The 18,416-nt window shown below is 71.5% G+C and carries 15 protein-coding genes; 5 read left to right on the top strand and 10 right to left on the bottom strand.

All coding sequences use genetic code 11. From position 1 onward, the window contains the following. Window positions 1–30: 30 nt before the first annotated feature. Both ACSNOH_RS23365 and ACSNOH_RS23360 read right to left on the bottom strand, forming a co-directional pair. The gene (locus tag ACSNOH_RS23365) at window positions 31–1,827 is read right to left on the bottom strand and encodes an NHL domain-containing thioredoxin family protein (protein ID WP_436723386.1); all 1,797 of its coding nucleotides are present in this window, start codon (window positions 1,825–1,827) and stop codon (window positions 31–33) included. 154 nt (window positions 1,828–1,981) lie between these two features. Beyond that, complete coding sequence (locus tag ACSNOH_RS23360; RefSeq protein ID WP_436723385.1) at window positions 1,982–2,776, bottom strand: carbon-nitrogen family hydrolase; 795 nt, start codon at window positions 2,774–2,776, stop codon at window positions 1,982–1,984. A 182-nt stretch (window positions 2,777–2,958) separates the two neighbouring features. Here ACSNOH_RS23360 and ACSNOH_RS23355 point away from each other — a divergent pair, with 182 nt between their 5' ends. Continuing rightward, window positions 2,959–3,789, top strand: a complete 831-nt coding sequence (locus tag ACSNOH_RS23355; RefSeq protein ID WP_436723384.1) for a maleylpyruvate isomerase family mycothiol-dependent enzyme — start codon at window positions 2,959–2,961, stop codon at window positions 3,787–3,789. A gap of 151 nt (window positions 3,790–3,940) precedes the next feature. Here ACSNOH_RS23355 and ACSNOH_RS23350 read toward each other — a convergent pair whose 3' ends face one another. The 6 genes from ACSNOH_RS23350 to pdhA all read right to left on the bottom strand — a co-directional run bounded on the left by ACSNOH_RS23350 (window position 3,941) and on the right by pdhA (window position 10,792). Continuing rightward, a complete protein-coding gene (locus ACSNOH_RS23350; RefSeq protein WP_436723383.1) occupies window positions 3,941–5,266 on the bottom strand; it encodes an MFS transporter in 1,326 nt (441 codons plus the stop codon). Window positions 5,267–5,390: 124 nt separating this feature from the next. After that, complete coding sequence (locus tag ACSNOH_RS23345) at window positions 5,391–6,053, bottom strand: GntR family transcriptional regulator (RefSeq protein WP_436723382.1); 663 nt, start codon at window positions 6,051–6,053, stop codon at window positions 5,391–5,393. A gap of 71 nt (window positions 6,054–6,124) precedes the next feature. Then, window positions 6,125–6,958, bottom strand: coding sequence for a helix-turn-helix transcriptional regulator (locus tag ACSNOH_RS23340; RefSeq protein WP_436723381.1), 834 nt, complete (start codon window positions 6,956–6,958; stop codon window positions 6,125–6,127). A gap of 258 nt (window positions 6,959–7,216) precedes the next feature. Beyond that, the gene (locus tag ACSNOH_RS23335; protein ID WP_436723380.1) at window positions 7,217–8,638 is read right to left on the bottom strand and encodes a dihydrolipoamide acetyltransferase family protein; all 1,422 of its coding nucleotides are present in this window, start codon (window positions 8,636–8,638) and stop codon (window positions 7,217–7,219) included. A 22-nt stretch (window positions 8,639–8,660) separates the two neighbouring features. Then, entirely contained in the window at window positions 8,661–9,641 is a 981-nt protein-coding gene (locus tag ACSNOH_RS23330; protein WP_364892622.1) for an alpha-ketoacid dehydrogenase subunit beta, read from the bottom strand. Then, complete coding sequence (gene pdhA / locus ACSNOH_RS23325) at window positions 9,641–10,792, bottom strand: pyruvate dehydrogenase (acetyl-transferring) E1 component subunit alpha (RefSeq protein WP_436723379.1); 1,152 nt, start codon at window positions 10,790–10,792, stop codon at window positions 9,641–9,643. The genes ACSNOH_RS23330 and pdhA overlap by 1 nt, the downstream gene beginning before the upstream one ends. Before the next feature lie 363 nt (window positions 10,793–11,155). Between pdhA and ACSNOH_RS23320 the strand changes: the two genes are divergently transcribed. From ACSNOH_RS23320 to ACSNOH_RS23310, 3 genes are all read left to right on the top strand, one after another. Further along, window positions 11,156–11,815: a response regulator gene (locus ACSNOH_RS23320; protein ID WP_436723378.1), complete on the top strand. Its 660-nt coding sequence runs from the start codon at window positions 11,156–11,158 to the stop codon at window positions 11,813–11,815. Between the two features lie 137 nt (window positions 11,816–11,952). Further along, entirely contained in the window at window positions 11,953–12,387 is a 435-nt protein-coding gene (locus tag ACSNOH_RS23315) for a pyridoxamine 5'-phosphate oxidase family protein (RefSeq protein ID WP_436723377.1), read from the top strand. Window positions 12,388–12,402: 15 nt separating this feature from the next. After that, window positions 12,403–13,527: a phosphotransferase gene (locus tag ACSNOH_RS23310; RefSeq protein ID WP_436723376.1), complete on the top strand. Its 1,125-nt coding sequence runs from the start codon at window positions 12,403–12,405 to the stop codon at window positions 13,525–13,527. A 142-nt stretch (window positions 13,528–13,669) separates the two neighbouring features. Here the strand turns inward: ACSNOH_RS23310 and ACSNOH_RS23305 are convergent, their stop codons facing one another. Continuing rightward, window positions 13,670–15,349 (bottom strand): protein kinase domain-containing protein, encoded by a 1,680-nt coding sequence (locus tag ACSNOH_RS23305; RefSeq protein ID WP_436723375.1) that lies wholly within the window; start codon window positions 15,347–15,349, stop codon window positions 13,670–13,672. Between the two features lie 317 nt (window positions 15,350–15,666). Here ACSNOH_RS23305 and ACSNOH_RS23300 point away from each other — a divergent pair, with 317 nt between their 5' ends. Beyond that, complete coding sequence (locus ACSNOH_RS23300) at window positions 15,667–17,427, top strand: protein kinase domain-containing protein (protein WP_436723374.1); 1,761 nt, start codon at window positions 15,667–15,669, stop codon at window positions 17,425–17,427. 98 nt (window positions 17,428–17,525) lie between these two features. On the opposite strand, the gene ACSNOH_RS23295 is transcribed toward ACSNOH_RS23300, so the two are convergent. Continuing rightward, window positions 17,526–18,089 carry a bacterial proteasome activator family protein gene (locus ACSNOH_RS23295; RefSeq protein WP_436723373.1) on the bottom strand — a complete coding sequence of 188 codons (564 nt, stop codon included), beginning with the start codon at window positions 18,087–18,089 and terminating at the stop codon, window positions 17,526–17,528. Window positions 18,090–18,416: the final 327 nt, after the last annotated feature.

Below are 18,416 nucleotides of genomic sequence, written 5' to 3'. Positions count from 1 at the left end.
GGCCCCGCCCGCACCCGCACCCGTCAGCCGTCAGCCGTCAAGCCCGGCCAGCACCAACGGCAGCCGCTCGGCACCCCCGGCCACCACCCGCACCGGCACACCCCAGTCGTTCTGATGCATATGACAGGCCGGGTACTCGTTCGCCGGATCGTCGTCGCACGACGCCGCCATCGCCGAGACGTGCAGGATGCCCTCCGTCACGCCCTCCGCCAGCACCAGGTCGCGCCCGAGCTCCGTGCCCGTCCCCGCGCCCTCCGCCAGGAGCCCCGGCGGCGTGGAGCTGACGATCAGCCGCGTCGACGGCCCGTACCGCGTGTCGAGCTTCTGCCCGGCCGGCGCCGTGAACACGACGTCCACCCGCAGCCGCCCGGGCGCCACGTCCGTCGCCGCCCGCTGCGTCTGATGCGCGACGGCCTCCACCCGTACGGCCGACTCGGGCAGCCGCAGCCGGGTGAGCCGGTGCCGGGCGGACTCGACCACGACGACGTCGTCCCCGACGAGCACCGCGTCGGACGGCTCCCGCAGATCCGTCGCCAGAGTGGTCACCTCACCACTCGCGGGGTCGTACCGCCGCAGCGCGTGGTTGTACGTGTCCGCAATGGCCACCGACCCGTCCGGGAGCGCGGTGACGCCCAGCGGGTGCTGCAGCAGCGCCTGCTCCGCGTCCCCGTCGCGATGCCCGAAATCAAAGAGACCCTTGCCGACGGCGGTGTGGACGTACCCCTCACGATCGACCCACCGCACGGCCGACCCTTCGGAGTCGGCGACCCAGAGCCGTTCCCCGTCCACGGACGCCGCAAGCCCGGACGGCTGGGCGAACCACGCTTCGCGCAGCGGCCCGTCGACGATGCCCTCGTTGGTCGTTCCGGCGGCGGCCTCGACCGTCCCGTCGGCCGGGTCGTACGTCCACAGCTGGTGGACGCCGGCCATGGCGATCCACAGCCGCCCGTCGAACCAGGCGACGTCCCAGGGGGAGGACAGGGAGACCTCAAGGGCGGGCCCGGACGTGGGCTGCCCCTGCATCCACTGCCGCCCGGTGCCGGCGATGGTGGTCACGGCACCCGTCTCCGGGTCGTACGTCCGCAGCGCGTGGTTGACGGTGTCGGCAACAACGACCGTGCCGTCGGGCAGCAGGGCGAGCCCCTGCGGCTCGTTGAAGGAACCGGCTCCGAAACCCCGCTCACCACTGCCGATCCGCCGCACGACGGTCTCCCCGTCATCGGCGAGCTCCACCAGCTGGTGCCGCGTGGAGTCCGAGACGAGGAACCCGCCGCCGGGCAGCACGACCGCCTTGCCGGGGAACCGCAGGTCCGTGGCCTCGGGCTCGGGCGCCACGTACGGTCCGTCGCCCCGCCGCAGCGTCCCCTTCGCGCCGTGCTCGGCCTCCAGCTCGGCGACGAGCGCCTCCAGGGCGTGGGCGTGGCCCTCGCCGGAGTGCTGGGCGACGACGTAGCCCTCGGGGTCGATGACCACGAGCGTGGGCCAGGCGCGGACGGCGTACTGCTTCCACGTGGCGAGCTCGGGGTCGTCGAGGACGGGGTGCTCGACGCCGTACCGCTCGACGGCGTCGACGACGGCCTGGTGCTCGGCCTCGTGGACGAACTTCGGGGAGTGCACACCGATGATCACCACGGTGTCGCGGTGCTTCTCCTCAAGCTCGCGCAGCTCGTCGAGGACGTGCAGGCAGTTCACACAGCAGAACGTCCAGAAGTCGAGGATGACGATGCGTCCTCGCAGGTCAGCGAGGGAAAGGTCAACGTTGCCGGTGTTGAGCCAGCCGCCCTTGCCGATGAGTTCGGGGGCGCGGACACGTACGCGAGGGGCCATGCAGTCATCCAACAACACCGGCGGTACGAGTCATTCCCGTGTCCGGGTTACGGGCGTGATCGACACAAGGCGTTAATGTCCGGGGACGCCGGGCACACGGTCGGCACCCGGCACACCGTCGTCACCCGGCACACGGTCGACACCCGGCACACGGTCAACGCCGAGCACGGTCAACGCCGAGCACCCGGTCCTTGAGCGCGGGGAACTCCTCCCGCACCCGGCCGACCCGCGCCGGGTCGAGCTCGACGGAGAGGACTTCCTCCCCGCCCCCGGCCTCGCCGACGACGTCCCCCCAGGGGTCGACCACGACGCTGTACCCGGCCTGCCGCACGCCCGCGTGCGTGCCGGCGGTGCCGCAGGCGAGCACGTACGCCTGGTTCTCGACCGCCCGCGCGCGGGCGAGCAGCGACCAGTGGGCGCGCCGCCGCTCGGGCCATCCGGCCGGTACGACGAACATGTGGGCGCCGCGGTCGACGAGCGCGCGGAAGAGCTCGGGGAAGCGCAGGTCGTAGCAGGTGGCCAGGCCGGCCACGGCGGCCGGGAGGGCGACGGTGACCGGCTCGGTGCCCGCGGCCATGGTCACGGCCTCGCCCTTGTCGAAGCCGAACCGGTGGATCTTCCTGTACGTGCGCGCGAGTTCGCCGGCCGGGGAGAACACCAGAGAGGTGTTGTACAGGGCTCCGCCGGCGTCGCGCTCGACGATCGATCCGGCGTGCAGCCAGACGCCCGTATCGCGCGCAGCGGCGGACATCGCACGAACCGTAGGACCATCCAACGATTCAGCCTCAACTGTGAACGACTCAAAGGCGAAAGCGCCTACGTGCCACAGCTCGGGCAGGACGACCAGATCGCTGCCGGCCTGTTCCCGCACCAGGGCGGCCGCGCGGTCGCGCCGCTCGGCGACCGGCTCCGCCGGATCGACGTTTATCTGAATCAGGGAAGCACGCACAGTACCCACCGCTCTCAGCACACGAAACCTCTGCCGGGTCGCCCGCGCGCAGCGTAACTTAACTAACGCACCCGCATCAGGAACGCCCACGCACCCGCCAGGTAAGCCCGGAACACCGCCAGGTAAGCCCCCCGCACCCGCCAGGAACGCCCACGCACCCGCCGCACTGCCCGAGGGATCACGTGACCGTCCACCCGAATCTTCAGCCGGCCATCGACGCCTGGACCCACTCCATCGAAGCGATCAACGATCTGGTGAAACCGCTCGCCGAGAGCGACTGGAACCGGGCCACCGACTGCCCCGGGTGGTCGGTGCGCGACGTCGTCTCGCACGTCATCGGCGTGGAGACCGAGATGCTGGGTGAGCCGCGGCCGATCCACACGCTGCCGCGCGACCTCTACCACGTCACCGACGAGTTCTCCCGCTACAACGAGGTGCAGGTGGACGTGCGGCGGTGCCACACCGCCCTGGAGATGACCTCGGAGCTGGAGCTGGTCGTCATCCGCCGCTCGCGCCAGCTGCGCAACGAGTCCCGCGGCCCGCAGACGCCGATCCGCTGGCCTCTCGGCTCGGGCAACGAGCAGCCGCTCGAACGGGCCTTGGTGGTACGGGCCTTCGACGTGTGGACGCACGAGCAGGACCTGCGCCGCGCGCTCGGCGTGCCGGGCAACCTGGATTCGCCTGCCGCGGTCATCTGCCGGGACTTCCTGCTCGGCGCGCTGCCGAAGGTGGTCGCGAAGGACGCGGGCGCGCCGCCGGGATCGACGGTCGTCTTCGACGTGCACGGCCCGCTGGAGTTCCTGCGGACCGTGCGCGTCGACCGGGACGGGCGGGGATCGATCGACAGCAGCGTGTCGCTGGGGCCGACGGTGACGTTCGGGATGGACTGGGAGACGTACGCCCGGCTGGCGTGCGGCCGGGTGCAGCCGGAGGCGGCGCTGGAGCGGATCAAGGTGGAGGGGGAGCCGGGCCTGGCGGAGGCGGTCCTCCGCGAGTTCGCGATCACTCCGTAACGGGCTGCTCCGCAACCGGCTACTCCGCAACCGGCTGCTCCGTAACGGGCTGCTCCGTAACCGGCGACCGCACCCGCGTAAACCGGCGGCCGCCGCCGCGCACGCGCGCCCCCGCGCCTTGCGCGCCCCGCGCCTTGCGCGCCCCCGCCCCTCAGGCCGTGGAGCCCGGCGACACCGCCGGCACGTGCACCGTCTCCACCCGCGACGCCACCACCCGCTCCTGCTCCCGCCGCTGCGCCCGCGTGCGGAGCCGCAGGATCTGGGAGAGACCCAGCGCTTCCAGGACGAAGACGGAGCAGAAGGCGGCGCGGTAGTCGTCGCCGGTGGCGTCGAGCAGGACGCCCACGGCCAGCAGCGTGGTGATGGAGGCGATGAAGCCGCCCATGTTGACGATGCCGGAGGCGGTGCCCTGGCGCTCGGGCGGGTTCGCGGGGCGGGCGAAGTCGAAGCCGATCATCGAGGCGGGGCCGCACGCGCCGAGCACGACGCATTCGGTGACGAGCAGCCACAGGGGGGCGTGCGCGCCGGGCCAGCCGGCCACGGCGGCCCACAGCAGCGCGGTCGCGCCGACCGTACCGAGCGCGAGCGGCAGCCGGGCCGCGTGGTGGCGGGCGATGATCTGCCCGTAGACCAGCCCGACGGCCATGCTCGACAGGACAACGACGGTCAGCAGCAGGCCCGCGGTCTCCCGCGAGAGGCCCTCCGCCTCGACCAGGAACGGCATGCCCCACAGCAGCAGGAAGACCATCGCGGGGAACTGCGTCGTGAAGTGCACCCACATGCCGAGCCGGGTGCCGGGCTCGCGCCACGCCCGGGCGATCTGCTGCCGGACGAAGCCCCTGCCGGCGCCCTGCGCGGCCGGGGGCGGTTCGTGGCCCTCCGGGTGGTCCTTGAGGAACAGCAGCGTCAGGAGGAGGACGAGCACTCCGGCCGCCGCGCTCCCGCCGAACGTGGCGGCCCAGCCGGCGCCGTGCAGCAGCCGGGCGAGGACCATCGTGGAGACGAGGTTGCCCGCCATCCCGAACAGCGCCGCCACCTGCGCGATCATCGGGCCGCGGCGGGCGGGGAACCAGCGGGCGCCGAGCCGCAGCACGCTGATGAACGTCATCGCGTCGCCGCAGCCGAGCAGGGCGCGGCTGGCGAGGGCCGTGCCGTAGCCGTGGGAGAGGGCGAAGGCGAACTGTCCCGCGGTGAACAGGACGGCGCCGAGCGCCAGCACCTTCTTCGTGCCCAGCCGGTCGACCATCAGGCCGACGGGTATCTGCATGCCCGCGTACACGAGCAGCTGGAGTATGGAGAACGTCGACAGGGCCGACGCGTTGATGTGGAAGCGCTCGGCGGCGTCGATGCCGGCGACGCCCAGGCTCGTACGGAAGATGATGGCGACGAAGTAGACGCCGACGCCCAGGCCCCAGACGGCGACCGCGCGCCGTCCGCCGGGTGGGTCGCCGGGCAGCGCTGCGGCCCCCTGACTCATCGGTGCTCCCCCACTTGTCCGTCCCGCTCGTTCATCGGATCGCGCTCTGCGCGTTCATCGGATCCAGCCCCCGCGCGTTCATCGGCTCTCGCCTTGGGCCTTCATCGGATCTCACCCTGCGCAGTCATCGGATCTCACCCTGGGCGAGGTTGCGCACCCAGCTGACGTGCTGGTCGATGACGGCCACGGCGCCTTCGGCGTCACCGGCGCGCAGCGCTTCGAGGATCTCGGTGTGCTCGCTGTGGTTCTTGGCGATGCGGTCGGGGTGGGCGTGCATCACGGCCACCCCCATCCGCAGCTGGCGGTCGCGCAGCTGGTCGTAGAGCCGGGAGAGGATCTCGTTGCCCGCGCTGCGCACGATCTCGGCGTGGAAGGCGCGGTCGCTGACGGAGACCGCGGCCAGGTCGCCGGCGGCGGCCTGGCGTCTCATGTCGTCGAGCAGCTCCTCCAGGCGGCCGATGAGCAGCGGGGAGGCGGGGACGGCCTTGGCCGCCGCGTACTTCTCGACGAGCAGCCGGGTCTCCACGACGTCGGCGATCTCCTGGGCGGAGACGGGCAGGACGAGGGCGCCCTTCTTCGGGTAGAGCTTGATCAGCCCTTCGGCCTCCAGCCGGAGCAGCGCTTCGCGCACGGGGGTGCGGGACACTCCGACGGCCTCGGCCAGGTCCCCCTCGGTGAGCAGGGTGCCGCCTTCGTAACGGCGGTGCAGGACGGCTTCCTTGATGTGCGTGTAGACGCGCTCGGCGGCGGGAGGCTGCTTGATCGGGACGGGGGGCGCTATTGGCATGCGCACAGCTTAGATACAAGATACATACGTAGAAAGAGGGAGTCCGAGCTCCGGACAGGGGGCGTCTCGCGCTACGGTTCCGTCCAGCCGTCCGCGGGCGTGATGAAGACGAACCGCAGGTCGGGGCGCTGTATGGGCAGCAGCACATGGCTCGTCACCCGTATCTCCCGTCCCCCGTGGTACGGCAGGCGCAGCCGGAAAACGTCGCCGTCGCGGTGCTCGACCACGTCGTGCTCCTCGGCCCAGATGCGCCGGCAGTCGGCGTCGGCGTCGAGGATGTCGCGCACGAGCGTGCGCAGTTCGGCGTTGGCGGGGTCGCTGTTGGCGGCGACGCGCAGCATGGCGAGGTAGGTGCGGGCGCAGGCGTCCTCCCAGTCGAGCATCTGCTCGCGGGCCTCGGGGTCGAGCAGCGCCCAGCGCATCAGATTGGCGCCGGGCCGCCGCACCCAGGGAAACCACTCGCCCATGAGGGAATTCGCCGCGACGATATTCCAGGCGACGTCGGAGAGATAGGCGGGATAGGACGTCTGCTGTTCCAGCAGGACTTTGACGCCGTGCGGGAGATCGCCACGTCCGGCGCCGGCTTCCCGGGAGAGTTCACCGGGCGGGCGGCGGCCGCTCACCGCGAGAAAGAGCGTGAGCGTCTCGGCGTCGCTCAGCCGCAGTGCGCGGGCGACGCGGAGGAGGAATTGCTCGGAGAAGTCCTGCCGGCGGCCGGCTTCCAGCGCGCGGTACCAGCCCTCGCTCACCCCGGTCAGCCGGGCCACGTGGGCCTGGGAGAGGCGGCGTCCGGGGCGGGGGTGGACGCGGCGCAGCTCGGGGACGGTGCGGGCGTCGACGCGGGCCCGCCAGGCGCGGAGAAGACGGCTGATGGATTCACCGTCCACGTGGTCGGCGGCGTCCACGCGTCCTCCAATTCCGACAGTGCAAGTGTCGGTCAATCTTAAGTAAATTGCCCCGCACGGGCTATTCCAGCCGCTGACCTGGCCGGGATTCCCGAGGCCGCTCCGCATCACGACGGGGGCCCGGACGCCGCACTCTCTCCTCGCTGGAGGGGGGTGAGGAGAGAAGCGTCCGGGCCTTTCGTCGTTTATGTCGTGCCTGATTCAACCAATTACTCCGGGGATCTCCCGGAGACCCGGGGATCCCCCGGAGACCAGGTCTCAGCCCCAGGTGATCAGCCGCTGGGGGTTCTCCAGCACGGCCGCCGTGTCGGCCAGCACCTTCGAGCCCAGCTCGCCGTCGACCAGGCGGTGGTCGAACGACAGCGCCAGCGTCGTCACGTGCCGCGGCTTGACCTTGCCCTTGTGGACCCACGGCTGCAGCTTGACCGCGCCGAAGGCCAGGATCGCCGACTCGCCCGGGTTGAGGATGGGCGTGCCGGTGTCGACGCCGAAGACGCCCACGTTGGTGATGGTGACCGTGCCGCCGGACATGTCCGCCGGGCTGGTCTTCCCCTCGCGGGCGGTCGCCACCAGCTCCGACAGCGCCGTGGACAGCTCGGGGAGCGTCTTGGCGCCGGCGTCCTTGATGTTCGGCACGATCAGCCCGCGCGGCGTGGCCGCCGCGATGCCCAGGTTCACGTAGCCCTTGCGGACGATCTCCTGGTTCTCCTCGTCCCACGACGCGTTGACGTCGGGGTTCCGCTTGATCGCGACGAGGAACGCCTTCGCGACGAGCAGGAGCGGGTTGACGCGCAGGCCGGCCATGTCGGGGTCGTCCTTGAGCTTCTGGACGAGCTTCATGGTGCGGGTGACGTCGACGGTGACGAACTCCGTGGCGTGCGGCGCGGTGAAGGCGCTCGCGACCATCGCCTCGGCAGTGGCCTTGCGGACGCCCTTGATGGGAATCCGCGTCTCGCGCGCGGCGAGGTCCGCACCGGCCGCGGGAGCGCCCGCGACGGCCACCGGCTCCTCCGCGACCGGGGCAGTCGCGGCCGAGGCGGCGGCGTGGACGTCTTCGCGCGTCACGATGCCGTCGGCACCGGACGGGGTGACCGCGGCAAGGTCGACGCCGAGGTCCTTGGCGAGCTTGCGCACGGGGGGCTTGGCGAGGGGACGCGGGCCGGCGGGGGCCTGTATGGGCGCCGCTGCCGCGTCCGCGGGCGCCCCGGGCGCGCCCGGGGCCGGGCGGCCGTTGAGCTCGGCCTGAACGGCCGCGGCCACCGGCTCCGCCTGCACGGGCTGCTTACGAGCCCGCCGCTTCGTGGACGACGGCGCCGCCCCGTACCCGACGAGCACGGCCTGCCGCCCCTGCGGCTCCTCGGGCTCCTCGGCCGGAGCCGGCGCGGGCGCACCCGCCGCAGCCGGCCCCGCTCCGGGGTCGGTGTCCACCGAGATGATCACCTGGCCGACGTCGACCGTCGTCCCCTCGGGGAACCGCAGCTCGTGCACGACCCCGTCGAACGGGATCGGCAGCTCCACCGCCGCCTTGGCCGTCTCGACCTCGCACACCACCTGACCGTCGGCGACGGTGTCGCCCTCGGCCACGTACCACTTGAGGATCTCCGCCTCGGTGAGCCCCTCGCCCACGTCGGGCATCTTGAACTCGCGGAAGCGCTGGTCGTTCGCGGTCCTTGCAGTCATGGTCACGACTCTCCTCAAACCCTCAGTACGCCAGCGCGCGGTCGACGGCGTCGAGCACCCGGTCCAGACCCGGAAGGTACTCGTCCTCGAGCCGCGACGGCGGGTAGGGCGCGTGATATCCGCCGACCCGCAGGACCGGGGCCTCCAGGTGGTAGAAGCAGCGCTCGGTGATCCGGGCGGCGATCTCCGCACCGGTGCCCAGGAAGACCGGGGCCTCGTGGACGACGACGAGGCGGCGGGTCCGCTCGACGGACGCCTGGATGCCGTCGAAGTCGATGGGCGACATCGAGCGCAGGTCCAGGACCTCCAGGGACTTGCCCTCCTCCTCGGCCGCCGCGGCGGCCTCCAGACAGGTCTTCACCATCGGCCCGTACGCGGCGAGGGTGAGGTCCGTGCCGGGGCGGGCCACGCGCGCGGCGTGCAGCGGGCCGGGGATCGCCTCCGTGTCGAGCTCGGACTTGTCGTGGTAGCGGCGCTTGGGCTCGAAGTAGATGACCGGGTCGTCGCTCTGGATGGCCTGCTGGAGCATCCAGTAGGCGTCCGAGGCGTTCGACGGGGAGACCACCTTCAGGCCCGCGACGTGCGCGAACAGCGTCTCGGGCGACTCGCTGTGGTGCTCGACGGCGCCGATGGCACCGCCGTAGGGGATGCGGATGACGACCGGCAGCTTGATCTTGCCGAGCGCACGCGCGTGCATCTTGGCGAGCTGGGTGACGATCTGGTCGTACGCGGGGAAGACGAAGCCGTCGAACTGGATCTCGACGACGGGGCGGTAGCCGCGCAGGGCCAGGCCGATCGCGGTGCCGACGATGCCGGACTCGGCGAGCGGGGTGTCGATGACCCGCTCCTCGCCGAAGTCCTTCTGCAGGCCGTCGGTGACGCGGAAGACGCCGCCGAGCTTGCCGACGTCCTCGCCCATGACGAGGACCTTGGGGTCGTTCTCCAGCGCGGTGCGCAGCGAGGCGTTGATCGCCTTGACGATGGAGAGCTTCTGGGCGGTCATCAGTGGCTCTCCTCGGCGAACGAAGCCTGGTAGGCGGCGAACTGGGCGCGCTCCTCGTCGACGAGGGCGTGGCCGTCGGCGTAGATGTTGTCGAAGATCGCCATGTCCTCGGGGTCCGGCATGGTGCGGACGCGGTCGCGGACGCGCTTGGCGAGCTCGTCGGCCTCGGTCTCCAGGGCGGCGAAGAACGCCTCGTCGGCCAGGCCCTCGCGCTCCAGGTAGGCGCGCATGCGCGCGATCGGGTCCTTGGCCTCCCACAGCTCGCGCTCCTCGTCGCGGCGGTAGCGCGTCGGGTCGTCGGAGGTGGTGTGGGCGCCCATGCGGTACGTGAAGGCCTCGATCAGCATCGGGCCCTGGCCGGTGCGGGCGCGGTCGAGGGCGGCCTTGGTGACCGCGAGGCAGGCGAGGACGTCGTTGCCGTCGACGCGGACGCCGGGGAAGCCGTAGCCCTGCGCGCGCTGGTAGAGCGGGACGCGGGTCTGCTTCTCGGTCGGCTCGGAGATGGCCCACTGGTTGTTCTGGCAGAAGAACACGACGGGGGCGTTGTAGACGGCGGAGAAGGTGAACGCCTCGGCCACGTCGCCCTGGCTGGAGGCGCCGTCGCCGAAGTAGGCGATGACGGCGGAGTCGGCGCCGTCCTTGGTGATGCCCATGGCGTAGCCGGTCGCGTGCAGGGCCTGCGAGCCGATGACGATGGTGTAGAGGTGGAAGTTGTTCTCGTTGGGGTCCCAGCCGCCGTTGTTCACACCCCGGAACATGCCCAGCAGGTTGGTGGGGTCGACCCCGCGGCACCAGGCCACGCCGTGCTCGCGGTAGGTCGGGAAGACGTAGTCGTCCGGCCGGGTCGCCCGGCCGGAGCCGATCTGGGCGGCCTCCTGGCCCAGCAGCGAGGCCCACAGGCCCAGTTCGCCCTGGCGCTGCAGGGTGGTGGCCTCCGCGTCGAAGCGGCGGGTCAGCACCATGTCCCGGTACAGGCCACGCAGTTCCTCGGCGGACAGGTCGATGGAGTAGTCGGGGTGCTCGACCCGCTCGCCCTCCGGCGTCAGCAGCTGTACGAGCCCGGGCTCGCCCGCCGCCTTGGCGGTCTTGGCGCCGGCGCGCTTGCTGCCGCCGCGGCGCGGCTTGCGCGCGGCAGTGCTGTCCACAGTCACGTGTGCTCCTCCGTCAGTCCGGCCCCCGGGGTCGCCGGCGGCCAGAGGGGGTCCCCCCGCCGTGAGGCAGGAGAATGCTCGCTCGATCCCCGACGGCACACGGGGTGGGTGTGCCGAGGCCGGAACCGGGCGTGACAGGCGCCCCGGCGAAAGGCCTGCAATAAGCACGTTACCCAGAAGGCCGCATTCCTGCGAAACCCCGCCTGACCTGCAATTTTGCTTGGATTTCCAAGTAAATCGAGAAAGCGGGGCGACGCTCCTGGTCACGACCTTGTGAGCACAGCCCGTGCGGGCTGCCGGAACGACGGCACGTTATCCCGGAGGACAAGAGCAGGGGAAGACTCGGTGTGTGAGACTGGCACTGTGCCCGAACGAGGAAAAATCACGGTATTTCTGCTCGACGACCACGAGGTCGTCCGGCGCGGGGTGCACGAGATGCTGGCCGGGGAGGCCGACATCGAGGTCGTCGGCGAGGCCGGCACCGCCGCGGACGCCCTGGTGCGCATTCCGGCCACCCGGCCTGACGTGGCTGTTCTGGACGTTCGCCTTCCGGATGGCAGCGGCGTAGAAGTCTGCCGGGAAATCCGTTCACAGGACGAGCAGATCAAATGCCTGATGCTCACCTCCTTCGCCGATGACGAGGCGCTCTTCGACGCGATCATGGCGGGCGCCTCCGGTTACGTACTGAAAGCAATTCGTGGCAATGAGTTGCTCGCGGCCGTACGGGACGTGGCCGCCGGGAAATCCCTGCTCGACCCCGTGGCGACGGCCCGGGTGCTGGAGCGGCTGCGCGACGGCAAGGCGCCCAAGGGCGACGACCGGCTGGCGAGCCTGACGGATCAGGAGCGGCGCATCCTCGACCTGATCGGCGAGGGCCTGACCAACCGCGTGATCGGCGAACGGCTGCACCTGGCCGAAAAGACGATCAAGAACTACGTCTCCAGCCTGCTGTCCAAGCTGGGCATGGAGCGGCGCTCGCAGGCGGCGGCGTACGTGGCGCGGCTGCAGGCCGAGAAGCGGTGAGCTTCCGGCGAGCTTCCGGACCGCGGGCGGCCGGGAAGCGGTGAATTTACGGTAAACCGGTGATTCGGGACCAATGGCCTGCGCCATAGGGGCGGGTGCCCCTATGGACGGCTGTGGCGGGCGTGCACAGTGATGCCATGCTCTCCGCGCATTCCGACCGACACCGTGCCCTCGCACTGCTCGACCGCACCCCCTACGGCCGCCTCTCGGTCAGCATGCGCGCGCTGCCCTTCGTCACGGTCGCCCGCCACATCGTCTCCGGCGAGAGCGTCCTGCTCCGCCTCCACGGCGACTTCGGGTACGCACAGGCCTGCGACGGCAACGTCGTCGCGTACGGCGCGGACAACCTCAGCGACCGCCGCGAGGGCGACGAGGACGTCTGGACCGTCCAATTCGTCGGCACCGCACGCCTCTTCATCCCCTCCGGGGATGACCTGGAGCGCTTCGGCCGGCCGCCCCGCACGGCGGACGCCGCCCCCTTCCGCCCCGAATACCTGTGCATCGAACCGCAGTTCACCACCGTGCATCACCTCGAAGGGGTCCCGGCGCGACAGGCCGCACACTCAGCGTGATTTAACATTTGGGACGTGCCACGCTCACTTGTCACCGATGCCCCGCCCGACACCGGACCCGACATCGGCCCCGACACCGGCACCCTGCAGGCCCTGCTGCGCCGCTACGACCGGGCGGGCACGCCCGTCTCCTGCATCCCCCTGACCCAGGGGCTGCTCAACCGCGGCTACCGCCTCACCACCACCCGCGGCGACTTCTTCCTCAAGCACCACCTCGACGGCGACCAGGCCGCCATCGCCCGCCAGCACAACGTCACCCTGCGCCTGGCCGCGCTCGGCCTGCCCGTCGCCCCGCCGGTGGCCCGCACCGACGGCACGACCGTCACCGTCCTCGGCGGCCGCTGCTACGCCCTGCACCCGTGGGTCGAGGGCCGGCACCGCGACGGAGGCGAGCTCACCCCCGCCCAGTCGCGCAAGCTCGGCGCGCTGCTGGGCCATGTCCACACGTCCCTGGCGAAGGTCTGCCGCGAGGAGACCCCCGACGGGCCGCTCGCGCCGCTCGGCCCCGCAGAAGGCCCTGGAGGCCCCTCTGAGGGCCCGGGAGGGCCGGGGAGGCCCGCAGACGCCTCGGCGGACCCCCAGGACACCTACGCCCTCATCGAGGAGCTTCTCGGGCTCGTCCGCCGGGGCGGGGGCAGCCGCCCGCGCGACTCCTTCGACGAGCTCGCCGAGCACCGGCTGATCGAGCGCCGCGCCCTGCTGGAGCGCCACGCCCACCGCCGGCCCGCCGACGCGACCGCGCGCGGCTGGGTGCACGGCGACTTCCACCCGCTCAACCTGCTCTACCGCGGCGGCGAGCCCGCCGCGATCGTCGACTGGGACCGGCTCGGCGTGCAGCCGCGCGCCGAGGAGGCCGTCCGCGCGGCCGTCATCTTCTTCCTCCGCCCGGACGGCACGCTGGATCTGGCGAAGATACGCCGGTACGCGCGCGCGTACCGGCGGGCGAGCGGCGCCGACCCCGCCGAACTCGGCGCCGCCGTGCACCGCGTGTGGTGGGAACGGCTGAACGACTTCTGGATGCTGCGCTGGCGCTACCAGCTGGGCGACCACCGCGCGGACCCCGGCTTCCCGGCGTCGGCGGCGCTGACGGTGTGGTGGACGCGGTCCTACGAGGCGGTGCGGGACGCGTTCACGGACTGAGACTGAGGGAGTCTTCACGGACTGAGCGGGCCGCCGGCGAGGCCGGGAACAACGACCGAGGGCACCCCGTACGGCATGGGGTGCCCTCATGTGCTTGCCGTGCTTGCCGGCGGTGTGCCCGCCAGGAGACGGATCAGCCGGATCAGTTGCCGCCCGGGGTGGTGCCCGTCGTACCGGTCTGACCGGTGGTGGTGCCGGTGGTGCCGGTCTGACCGGTCGTGGTGCCCGTGCTGCCGGACTGGCCGGTCGTGGTGCCGGCGCTCGTGCCCGGCTTGTCGTCGCCGCCGGTGCCGCCCGTGGGCGGCTTGGAGGACGGGTCGGGCTTGGACGACGTGTCGGACGACGGCGTCGAACCACCGGTCGGCGGCACGGACTGCTTGTGCGACGGCTGGCGGTGGCCGGTGCCCTCGTCGGTGTCCGGGGTGTCGTCCTCGCTGTCCGAGCCGCGCTGGCGGCCCGTGTCACCGGTGGTGCCGTTGTGACCCGGGGTGGAGGACTTCTGCGAATCGGGGCTCTGGGAGCCGGAGGGGCCGGGGGTGGAGGGGCCGACGGACGTCTTGTCCTTCGTCGACTTCCCGCCCTGGCCGCCGCTCGTGTTGAACGCCTTCACCGCGTAGACGACGCCCGCCACCAGCACGATCGCCACCACGGCGGCGACGAGCAGCATCTTGCCCTTGCCGCCGCCCTGACCGCCGCGCCCGCCGTTGCCGCCGTAGCCGTCGAAGCCGCCGTCGTCGCCGTGACGCTGCGGCAGGATCGGCTGCTGGGAGGTGTTGCCGTGCTGCGGGTGCGCCATGGCGGTGGTGTGCTGGCCGCCCACGGCGCCCATCACCTGCGTGGCACCGCCGGCGTGGCCGATGGGGCCGGTGTCCCAGGCGCCGGTGTGGGCGCCCGCGTCGTGCAGCATCTGCAGGGCGTACTGAACCAGCCCGCGCATCTCCTCGGCGCTCTGGAACCGGTCGTCCGGGTCCTTCGCGAGGGAGCGCATGACGAGCCCGTCGAGCTCCGGCGGCACGCTGCCGAGGACCTGCGACGGCGGCACCGGCATGTCCTGGACGTGCTGGTAGACGACCGAGAGCGGGGTCTCGCCGGTGAACGGCGGACGCAGCGCCAGCAGTTCGTACAGGAGGCAGCCGGTGGCGTAGAGGTCGGAGCGGGCGTCGACGGTCTTGCCGAGGGCCTGCTCGGGGGAGAGGTACTGCGGGGTGCCCATGACCATGCCGGTCTGGGTCATGGTGGACGCCGCGCCGTGCAGGGCGCGGGCGATGCCGAAGTCCATGACCTTCACGGCGCCGCTGTTGGTGATGATCACATTGGCGGGCTTGATGTCGCGGTGCACGATGCCGTGCTGGTGGCTGTAGGCCAGCGCTTCCAGCACGCCCGAGACGATGATGAGCGCCTGCTCGGGCGGCGGGGCCTCGGCGTTGAGCAACAGGTCGCGAATGGTGCGGCCTTCAACCAGCTCCATGACGATGTACGGCACGACGTTGCGGCCGACGGTGTCCTCGCCGGAGTCGTAAACGGCGACGACCGCGTGGTGGTTGAGACCGGCGACCGACTGTGCCTCGCGCGTGAAGCGGGCCTTGGAGACCGGGTCCTCGGCGAGGTCGGCGCGGAGCAGCTTCACCGCCACGGTGCGGCCGAGGCGCACGTCCTCGGCGGCGAAGACCTCGGCCATGCCGCCGCGGCCCAGCCTGTGCGTCAGGCGGTAGCGGCCGTCCCCGACCAGGCCGCCATTACCCCACATTTCCGGCACATCGGGCATTCCGCCCTCGTTGGCGTCAGGGTCGGACGGACCCTGGGCGCTCTGCGTCTGTGCCATCAGTCCTCGCCGTCGTGTCTGGCCGCGTCGCGCGGAAGGCGCTGCGGTGGGAAAACGGTCTTCCGCTAAGGCACGCTACAGGTTCCGCGGCGCGCGCCGGTCCGGGATGGACGCGCTATCAAACCCGTACGGCCCTGGGCAAGGCAAATCTCGTGACGTCTTGTCGCGCATCCCGTCACGGAACGGGCACGCGGCTTGACGTGCCCGCGGCCTGGGGCAGACTTGGCCGAGATATATCGACAGAGTCGAAACGTACGCCACTGCCACCGCGGTGGCACCTCGCAGCCAGGCAGTGCGCCCAAGGGGGAAGTAGAACGATGAGCCAGGACGGCGCTCAGGGCCGCTATGCGGGCCGGTCTGTCGGTGGCGGCCGCTACCAGCTCCGCGATCTGCTGGGCGAGGGCGGCATGGCCTCCGTCCACCTGGCCTACGACTCCGTCCTGGACCGTCAGGTCGCAATCAAGACACTTCACACGGAGCTCGGCCGGGAAGCGTCCTTCCGCGAGCGGTTCCGGCGCGAGGCCCAGGCCGTCGCCAAGCTCACACACACCAACATCGTCTCGGTATTCGATACGGGCGAGGACGACCTGGACGGGTCGACCATGCCGTACATCGTCATGGAGTACATCGAGGGGCAGCCGCTGCGCTCGGTCCTCGACGCGGACGTGGCGCAGTACGGCGCGATGCCGGCCGACAAGGCGCTGAAGATCACCGCCGATGTGCTGGCGGCCCTCGAGGTCAGCCACGAGATGGGCCTGGTCCACCGCGACATCAAGCCCGGCAACGTGATGATGACCAAGCGCGGCGTGGTCAAGGTGATGGACTTCGGCATCGCCCGCGCCATGCAGTCCGGCGTCACGTCGATGACGCAGACCGGCATGGTCGTCGGCACCCCGCAGTACCTCTCCCCCGAGCAGGCCCTCGGGCGCGGTGTGGACGCCCGCTCCGACCTGTACTCGGTCGGCATCATGCTCTTCGAGCTGCTGACCGGGCGGCTGCCGTTCGACGCGGACTCGCCGCTGGCCATCGCCTACGCGCACGTCCAGGAGGAGCCCGTCGCTCCCTCCACCATCAACCGCTCGATCCCGCCGGCTGTCGACGCCCTCGTCGCCCGGGCCCTGAAGAAGAACCCGAACGAGCGCTTCCCGAGCGCCGAGGCCATGCGCGACGAGTGCGCGCGGGTGGCGGGCACGGCGCAGGCCGCGCCCTCGCCGATCATCGTCGCGGGCGGCCCGCCGGCGCGCAGCGGCGCCGGCGTCGGCTCGGCGGTCTTCCCGCCCGTCGACCAGCAGACCCCCGCGCCGGGCCCCGGCGGCGTCCAGACGCCCTACCAGCCCCCGGCGGCCCCCGGGCCCTACGGCGGCGGCTACGGGCCCTCCACGGGCGCTCAGCAGGGCGGCCAGGGCGCTCCGGGCTACCCGACGCCGGTGCAGCCCTTCCAGGCCGGTCCGGGCGGCCCCAGCACGCCTCCGCCGTACTCGGCCCCCTCCTCCTCGGGCGGGTCGTCCTCGGGCGGCGGGAAGAGCAACAAGGCCGTCATCATCGGCTCCGCGGTCGTCGCTGTCCTCGCGGTCATCGGCGTGGTCGCCGCGATCACGCTGAGCGGCGGGGACAAGGGCACCGAGGCCGGCAGCAGCGGCGGGACCAGTGGTGGCACCAGCGGCGGGCAGAGCCAGGCCCCGGCGCCCGGCCCCGGCGCGAACGGCGGCACCACGTCCACGGGCGGCGGCGGGACGACGTCCGGCGGCAGCACCGGCGGCACCGGTGGCACGCAGAGCAAGCACAAAGAGGGCGACAAGACGAAGACCATCGACCCCTCGAAGTGCACCAAGGCCTACGAGTACTACAACGACAAGTCGAAGAAGTCGTCCCCCGACTTCCGCTACATGTACATCGACTCCGTGAAGTCGTGCCTGCAGGCCGCGGGCTGGAAGTACCGGATCGACGTGTCGCCGGAGAACACGTGGGGCAAGGGCACGGTCCTCAACCAGGTGCCCGCCGCGGGCGACCCGTTCGACCCGAAGTCGCCGTCGGACCAGTTCGTGCTGACGGTGTCGACGGGGGACCCGGCTTCGTAGTTCCGCCGGCGGCAGCGTTGTGCGTGTGCCCGGTACGTCCTGAGCGGACGTACCGGGCACACGCACAAGCGGATTGACGCTTGCTCAGTACTCAGGGCTCAGAGGTACGGGCCGGAGCGCGCGCTTCCGTGCTGGTGGCCGTCGCCCTCGTCGTCGCCCAGGACACCGGCGGGCAGTGCCCTGCGCATCTGCTCCAACTGGGCGCGGGCCGCCATCTGCTGGGCGAACAGCGTCGTCTGGATGCCGTGGAACAGGCCCTCCAGCCAGCCGACCAACTGGGCCTGGGCGATGCGCAGTTCCGCCTCGCTGGGCACGCTGTCGTCCATGAACGGCAGCGACAGCCGCTCCAGCTCCTCGACCAGCTCGGGGGCCAGGCCGTCCTCCAGCTCCTTGACGGAGCTGTGGTGGATCTCCTTGAGCCGGACCCTGCTCGCCTCGTCGAGAGGAGCGGCCCGCACTTCCTCCAGCAGTTGCTTGATCATGCTGCCGATGCGCATGACCTTCGCAGGCTGTTCGACCATGTCCGTCACCGGGACCTCGCGCGACTCGTCGTCACCCTCCCCGCCGCCGGGGCTGGCGCTGCCGAGAGCCATGCCGTCCGGGCCTACGACCAGGACTTTGGGGCTCTCCTCCTGCGACCGTTCATTCCTCGGCATATCCATGCCGCCATTCTCTCGCACATGTGATTTCCCCCTGTTGATGCCCCCGTACACGCCTGATCCACCGTGCTGCGCGCCCTGTCGCGCGCCCCTCCCCCGCTTCGAGCGCCCTGTTTTTCACTCCGTGCGCCTTATTGCACCTTCGCCACCTCGCATCCTCACCACCTCGGGTCTTCACCACTTCGTTCTGCGGAGCCGCAGGGCGAAGAAACCGAGGCCGAGGCCGGTGAGGGCGAGGCCGGTGCCCAGGGGCAGAACGCGCAGGACACGGTCGCCGTAAGCCGCTGTCCTGGCGGCATGGGCGGGGGCGGAGGGCGGCGACGTGGGCAT

It is taken from the genome of Streptomyces sp. URMC 127 (assembly GCF_051386535.1).
Lineage (GTDB): Bacteria > Actinomycetota > Actinomycetes > Streptomycetales > Streptomycetaceae > Streptomyces.
The sequence above is the reverse complement of the archived record's forward strand: the minus strand, read 5'-3'. Positions and strand labels throughout refer to the sequence as shown.

Coding starts and splice junctions, on each gene's coding strand:
- ACSNOH_RS23365 (WP_436723386.1), bottom strand. CDS start 1,827: ATGGCCCCTCGCGTACGTGTCCGCGCCCCCGAACTCATCGGCAAGGGC.
- ACSNOH_RS23350 (WP_436723383.1), bottom strand. CDS start 5,266: ATGAGTCAGGGGGCCGCAGCGCTGCCCGGCGACCCACCCGGCGGACGG.
- ACSNOH_RS23345 (WP_436723382.1), bottom strand. CDS start 6,053: ATGCCAATAGCGCCCCCCGTCCCGATCAAGCAGCCTCCCGCCGCCGAG.
- ACSNOH_RS23335 (WP_436723380.1), bottom strand. CDS start 8,638: ATGACTGCAAGGACCGCGAACGACCAGCGCTTCCGCGAGTTCAAGATG.
- ACSNOH_RS23330 (WP_364892622.1), bottom strand. CDS start 9,641: ATGACCGCCCAGAAGCTCTCCATCGTCAAGGCGATCAACGCCTCGCTG.
- ACSNOH_RS23315 (WP_436723377.1), top strand. CDS start 11,953: ATGCTCTCCGCGCATTCCGACCGACACCGTGCCCTCGCACTGCTCGAC.
- ACSNOH_RS23305 (WP_436723375.1), bottom strand. CDS start 15,349: ATGGCACAGACGCAGAGCGCCCAGGGTCCGTCCGACCCTGACGCCAAC.
- ACSNOH_RS23300 (WP_436723374.1), top strand. CDS start 15,667: ATGAGCCAGGACGGCGCTCAGGGCCGCTATGCGGGCCGGTCTGTCGGT.
- ACSNOH_RS23295 (WP_436723373.1), bottom strand. CDS start 18,089: ATGGATATGCCGAGGAATGAACGGTCGCAGGAGGAGAGCCCCAAAGTC.